Annotated in this window: 6 protein-coding genes; 5 read left to right on the top strand and 1 reads right to left on the bottom strand. The window is 41.3% G+C overall.

Annotation, left to right across the window (positions count from 1 at the left end):
• Window positions 1–1,250: amidophosphoribosyltransferase (locus VNZ46_RS02590; RefSeq protein ID WP_325558504.1), on the top strand; the 1,250-nt coding region annotated here is incomplete at its 5' end.
• A gap of 56 nt (window positions 1,251–1,306) precedes the next feature.
• Here VNZ46_RS02590 and VNZ46_RS02585 read toward each other — a convergent pair.
• The gene (locus VNZ46_RS02585) at window positions 1,307–1,933 is read right to left on the bottom strand and encodes a LysE family translocator (protein WP_108554355.1); all 627 of its coding nucleotides are present in this window, start codon (window positions 1,931–1,933) and stop codon (window positions 1,307–1,309) included.
• A 149-nt stretch (window positions 1,934–2,082) separates the two neighbouring features.
• On the opposite strand from VNZ46_RS02585, the gene VNZ46_RS02580 reads away from it, so the two are divergent.
• The 4 genes from VNZ46_RS02580 to VNZ46_RS02565 form a co-directional block, all read left to right on the top strand.
• Window positions 2,083–3,513: an MFS transporter gene (locus VNZ46_RS02580; RefSeq protein ID WP_199076410.1), complete on the top strand. Its 1,431-nt coding sequence runs from the start codon at window positions 2,083–2,085 to the stop codon at window positions 3,511–3,513.
• Between the two features lie 93 nt (window positions 3,514–3,606).
• A complete protein-coding gene (locus VNZ46_RS02575; RefSeq protein ID WP_108554357.1) occupies window positions 3,607–4,053 on the top strand; it encodes a deoxycytidylate deaminase in 447 nt (148 codons plus the stop codon).
• A gap of 10 nt (window positions 4,054–4,063) precedes the next feature.
• Window positions 4,064–5,593 (top strand): glutamine-hydrolyzing GMP synthase, encoded by a 1,530-nt coding sequence (gene guaA, locus VNZ46_RS02570; RefSeq protein ID WP_325558503.1) that lies wholly within the window; start codon window positions 4,064–4,066, stop codon window positions 5,591–5,593.
• A partial coding sequence (locus tag VNZ46_RS02565; RefSeq protein WP_414693453.1) for an ABC transporter substrate-binding protein occupies window positions 5,550–6,316 on the top strand: 767 nt, incomplete at its 3' end. The genes guaA and VNZ46_RS02565, both read left to right, overlap by 44 nt.

The raw sequence follows: 6,316 nt of genomic DNA, 5'->3' as shown, positions 1-6,316 counted from the left end.
ACGGATTAAACATTGCCAATATACTTCGCCGCTCTGCGAAAACCTGGGATGGGGGATACGCCATTTCAGGAATAGTTGGAAATGGAGATGCTTTCTTTATGCGTGATCCGGCTGGTATCCGTCCTGCATTTTACTATGTTGATGATGAAATTGTGGTTGCAGCTTCAGAGCGCCCGGCAATTCAAACAGCTTTTAACATTGCACTGAAAGATGTTAAAGAAATTGAGCCTGGACATGCACTGATTGTAAAAAAGGACGGAACGGTAACTCAGGAAATGTTCAGGGAGCCCCTGGAAAAAAGAGCCTGTTCTTTTGAAAGGATTTATTTTTCAAGAGGATCAGATGCCGATATCTATAAAGAGAGAAAACACCTTGGAAGCCTGCTTTGCAAACAAATCTTAAAAGCGGTAGATGGGGACCTTAAAAATACTGTATTTTCTTTTATCCCTAATACAGCCGAAGTTTCCTTTTATGGAATGGTGGAGGGAATTCATGGACATATCCGTCAGCTGCAGAAAGATGCTTTGCTGGGACGCAAGGAACTGATGAATGACCAGGAACTGGATGAACTGTTGTCTTTGAGCCCAAGGGTAGAAAAACTGGCCATCAAAGATGTCAAGTTAAGAACATTTATTACACAGGATGCCGACCGCCAGGATATGGTGGCACACGTATACGATACCACTTATGGGGTAATCAAAAATCATACAGATACGCTGGTAGCCGTAGATGATTCTATTGTAAGAGGAACTACGCTTAAACAGAGTATTATCAAGATCATCGACAGGCTTCACCCTAAGAAGATCATTATTGTTTCTTCTGCGCCACAGATCCGTTATCCGGATTGCTATGGTATTGATATGTCTAAGATGGGGCAGTTCGTTGCTTTTGAAGCGGCCATACAGCTGTTACATGAGAGAGGTTTAAAACATATTATTGATGAAGTTTATGAGAAATGTAAAGCTTCATTACTGTTGCCTAAAGAACAGATTGTAAATCATGTGAAGGATATCTATCGTCCTTTTACACAGGAAGAGATTTCAGCGCAGATCACAAAGATCATTACACCAAAGGACACAGTTGCTGAAGTAGAGGTGATTTATCAAACCCTTGATAACTTGCATGTCGCTTGTCCAAACCATACTGGTGACTGGTATTTCTCTGGAAATTACCCAACCCCGGGAGGAAACAAAGTCGTAAACAAAGCATTTGTAAACTGGAAAGAAGGAAGTAACCAGAGAGCTTACTAAGCAATTTTAATAGATAAAAATTAAAGCCCTTGTCTGATTTCAGGCAAGGGCTTTTTTTATCTGTAATATTTCAGGATCACTTCAACAAACAACCTGATGGCAAAGATAATGATCACCCCTCCGGCAATGCGGTTTAGGGTTTGGATAGACTTTTCTTTGATCTTGTACCTTAGTTTTGCAGCATAATAGGTCTTTATCGAATCCATGGAAAGCTGTGTTGCCATCGCAATAATAAAGAAGACAATCTTCTCATTCATATCATAATGCAGTTGTACGGAAACAATTCCGCCAACCATGATCCAGAACATTAGGGTGGTTGGCGACAGCAGGCACATCAGGAAACCTTTAATAATATAACCCCGTTTCCGGATTTTGATCTTTTCATCAATTTCATAATTGACCTTTACTTTCTTAATCAGATAATACAGACCAATACCCAATAGGAAGAGCCCGCCAATAATACCTATATACTGATTGTATTTTGAATTGTAGTTTACAAATTGTGAACTGAAAATGGTGGCGCTGATGAATACGATGTCACTTAGTATAACGCCAATGGCTAAAGAAAATCCCGCTTTAAATCCCTTCTCAATACTTGTTTTAATCATGGAGAAGAATACAGGCCCCGTTAAAAACGAAAACAAAATCCCTGCACCTATCCCTTGTAATATTGCTTCAAACATCTAACCTAAACGTATTTTTATGCAATATGCAATTTTATACCTTAAATACTCCTATTTTTTTTACTAGTTTTAGCGTGTAAACAATACACTTTGGTATACAACAATTTTTATTTAAGTTTAGCGCTTAAAACTTTTCACTAACCATAAACATGGAACAACAAACACAGACCAAATGGGGGCAGTTCATACCCCTCGTCACGGTATTCTTTTTTTGGGGCTTTGTAGCCGCCAGTAATGACATTTTAATTCCCGTTTTCAAAAAAGCCTTTGACCTTACCCAAAGCCAAAGTCAATGGGTGTCATTAGCCTTTTACATTGCGTATACCGTGGGCTCATTAATTTATAATGCAGTTTCGGTTCTTATGAAACAAGATCTTGTCAATAAGATCGGTTACAAAAATTCATTGGCATTAGGTCTGGTTATTTCTGCTGTAGGAACTTTATTGTTCTATCCTGCCGCGAATTTAGGATCATTTCCGCTGATGTTGTCTGGTCTGTTCATTGTTGCCCTTGGGTTCTCCCTGCAGCAAACAGTTGCCAATCCGCTAGCGATCGCTTTAGGGCCAATTACAACAGGTTCACAGCGTTTAACGCTTGCCGGAGGGATCAATAATTTTGGTACAACCATAGGCCCTCTGATTGTGAGTTTTGCTATTTTTGGTTCCCTGTCCAGCGCAAGCGAAAACGTAAGTATTGAAAGCGTTAAAGTGCCTTATCTGATCTTAGGTGTTGCTTTTATTGCGGTGGCCATATTCCTGAAACTATCTTCTTTGCCCGACAGGCCAACTTTGGTTGAGGCAAAAGTAGAGGATTCAAGCATGAAGGGCTCAGCTTTAAAATACCCTCAACTGGTATTGGGTATGGTTGCAATCTTCGTTTATGTAGGTGTTGAGGTATCAACCGCCAGTAATCTTCCTGCTTATATGGAAAGAGATCTTGGATTTGCAATTAAAGATATTGCACCCTATGTATCCCTGTATTGGGCAAGTATGATGATCGGTAGATGGACCGGCGCAGTAGAAGCTTTTACGGATAATGTAGGAACCCAGAAAATATTGAGGTTTATTGCACCTTATTTAGCTTTTGCGATTTTCTTAGGGGTGAATGCAATGTTTCATCATGACCTTGCGCCGTTCTATGTTTACGGATTAATTATTCTGGTATTGATCATTGCAGATATGGCCAGTAAAGGAAATCCGGCCAGGATGCTTCTTATATTCTCTTTCATTGGCATTACAGCCCTGTTGATCGGTATGTTTACCAAAGGTATGGTGAGCGTATACGCATTTACCAGTGTAGGATTGTTCTGCAGTACTTTATGGCCATGTATCTTTACTTTAGCCGTAAGCGGACTTGGTAAAAACACCAGTCAGGGCAGTAGTTTCCTGATCATGATGATCATGGGTGGAGGTATCATCAGCTGGGTTCAGGGTTATGTATCTGAATTCACCGGCATCCAGTATAGTTATATTGTAGGTATTATATGTTTTTCTTACCTGGCGTTTTATGCCTGGAGAGTCAGCGGAATCCTGAGGTCGCAGGGCATCAGTTTCGATAAGAAGCTTTCCGGCGGACACTAGAAGAATAAAACTATAAAAAATCCCTCCCTGAATACATAAGGGAGGGATTTTTTTTCGCCTATATTTGCGTCCCGTTTAATTGAAATACAGCTTATGAAGAAAGGATTTAAAGATATATTTATGCACCTGGCCACAGATCTGTCTGCCCGTTCACATTGCGTCAGGGCCCAGGTAGGCGCAGTCTTAACCAAAGATACCCGGATCATCTCTATAGGCTATAACGGGCCCCCTTCCGGCACACACAATTGTGATGAGGAATGGCCGGAAACCGGTTGTGACAGAGATTCCAGAGGCAGTTGTTCTCTTGCACTGCATGCAGAAGAAAATGCCATCCTGTTTGCCACCAAAAATGGTTCTAATATTGAAGGCGGAACATTATACACCACTTTATCCCCCTGCATTGCCTGTGCACGTTTAATCCTCTCCTCAGGCATTAAAGTAGTGGTCTATAAAGACTCCTATGCCGAGTATAAAGGACTTCCGAGTGATGAGGGGGTTGATTTCTTAAAAAGATTCGGTGTAGAAGTGAATAAATACTAACTTTGTGTCCATGCTAGAAAAAATCATAATTCTCGATTTTGGATCCCAATATACACAGTTAATTGCACGCAGAGTTCGCGAATTAAACGTTTATTGCGAAATATATCCTTTCAATAACATTCCAGAGTTTTCATCAGACGTAAAAGGTGTTATCTTTTCCGGTAGTCCTTACTCGGTACGCCAGGAAGATGCTCCTCAAATTGATCTGTCCAGATTCCATAAAAACTACCCGGTGCTGGCAGTTTGTTATGGCGCTCAATACATTGCTCAGCAATCCGGAGGCGAAGTTCAGGCTTCTTCTACAAGGGAATACGGAAGGGCAAATCTGAATTATGTAGCTAAAGGAAATCCACTGTTTAAAAATATTTCCTCAGAATCTCAGGTGTGGATGTCCCATGGAGATACCATCACTGTTGTTCCTAAAGATTTTGAACTGATTGCCAGTACAGACAGTGTAAGGGTTGCTGCCTTCCAGGTTAAAAATACCCAGACCTATGCAATTCAGTTCCACCCTGAAGTAACCCACAGCTTGGATGGCAAGCAATTGCTTCAAAACTTCCTGGTTGATATCTGTGGATGTCATCAGCAATGGACACCGGATGCCTTTGTAGAAACAACCATAGCGGACCTTCAGGCAAAATTAGGAAATGACAAGGTCGTACTTGCCCTTTCCGGAGGTGTAGATTCCAGTGTTGCTGCGATCCTGTTGCACAAGGCCATAGGGAAAAACCTGCACTGTATTTTTGTTGATAATGGTTTGCTTCGTAAAGGAGAATATGATGCCGTTCTGGAACAATACAAACATTTAGGACTGAACATTAAAGGTGTAGATGCCAAAGACCGCTTTTTAAGCCAGCTGGCAGGCGTTAAAGACCCTGAGTTAAAACGCAAAGCTATCGGGCGCGTGTTTATTGAGGTTTTTGACGATGAAGCGCATTTGGTACAGGATGTAAAATGGCTGGCACAAGGGACTATTTATCCCGATGTGATTGAATCCGTTTCTGTTAAAGGTCCTTCAGCAACTATAAAATCACACCATAATGTTGGCGGACTACCAGACTTTATGAAATTAAAAGTGGTAGAGCCATTGAATACACTCTTTAAAGACGAAGTAAGAAGAGTAGGACGTTCATTAGGTCTGGAAGATTTCATTATTGGCCGTCACCCTTTCCCTGGTCCGGGGCTTGCCATCAGGATTCTTGGAGAAGTAACAGCCGACAAAGTAGCTATCCTTCAGGAAGCCGACGCTATCTATATCAATAACCTTAAAGAAGCCGGCTTATACGATAAAGTTTGGCAGGCCGGAGCCATCTTTTTACCTGTACAATCTGTTGGGGTAATGGGAGATGAGCGTACTTATGAGAATGTAATTTGTCTCAGGGCTGTAGAATCTGTTGATGGAATGACTGCAGACTGGTGCCATCTTCCATACAATATACTCGCTAAAATTTCTAATGAAATCATTAACAAAGTAAAAGGAATAAATAGGGTAGTATATGATATTAGTTCAAAACCACCGGCTACGATTGAGTGGGAGTAAATATTTCCTGTTGATCCTTCTTGGGCTGTACCTTTCTTCCTGTTCGAAAAAGGTACGGCCCAATAAGAATAAAGTCACTGCCGAAGTCAAAAAAGAAGAGGAGAAACCCGCCAGGAAATTTACACAGGCGAGTATCTCTTTGCTCGTGCCGTTTAAATTGAATGAGTTTAAGCCAAAAACGGAAAGTAAAGCCGATATAGAGCGATATGCAATGGCCATTGATTTCTATCAGGGCTTTAAAATGGGGATTGACTCCGCGGCTGCTGCAGGCTTAAATTTCAAGGTGAATGTCTATGATACCCGCGATGACAATGACCAGCTGAACCGCTTGTTCAATACCGGAAGTTTATTGGAAAACAACTTGATTATTGGCCCCGTCTTCCCGGATGGGCTTAAAGCGATGGCAGCCTATTCCATTGCACACCAATTGCCTGTCGTCTCTCCATTGGCAGCAACACAGCCCTCTGAGTTTGGAAACCCGAACCTCATTTCCATCGTTAATAATATTGACCTTCATGCCAAGAAAATAGGCAACTTTATAGTCAGGAAATATGACCCGGCAAATACCGTAGTGATATTGATCAATACCAGAAAGAATGGAGATGAAACCTTGGGAGAACCGCTGCGGGAATACTTTGTTTCACAAAAAGCCAGCAAGTTTAAATTCGAAGAATATGCTTCCGTTTTTACCATGGAAACAAAAGCTGTAAAGACTAAGAAATA

Origin of the sequence: Pedobacter sp. (assembly GCF_035566355.1) — a bacterium.
In the GTDB taxonomy this organism is placed as follows: Bacteria; Bacteroidota; Bacteroidia; order Sphingobacteriales; family Sphingobacteriaceae; genus Pedobacter.
This window is presented reverse-complemented; position numbering and strand designations above follow the sequence as displayed.

Coding starts and splice junctions, on each gene's coding strand:
- VNZ46_RS02580 (WP_199076410.1), top strand. CDS start 2,083: ATGGAACAACAAACACAGACCAAATGGGGGCAGTTCATACCCCTCGTC.
- guaA (WP_325558503.1), top strand. CDS start 4,064: ATGCTAGAAAAAATCATAATTCTCGATTTTGGATCCCAATATACACAG.
- VNZ46_RS02575 (WP_108554357.1), top strand. CDS start 3,607: ATGAAGAAAGGATTTAAAGATATATTTATGCACCTGGCCACAGATCTG.
- VNZ46_RS02585 (WP_108554355.1), bottom strand. CDS start 1,933: ATGTTTGAAGCAATATTACAAGGGATAGGTGCAGGGATTTTGTTTTCG.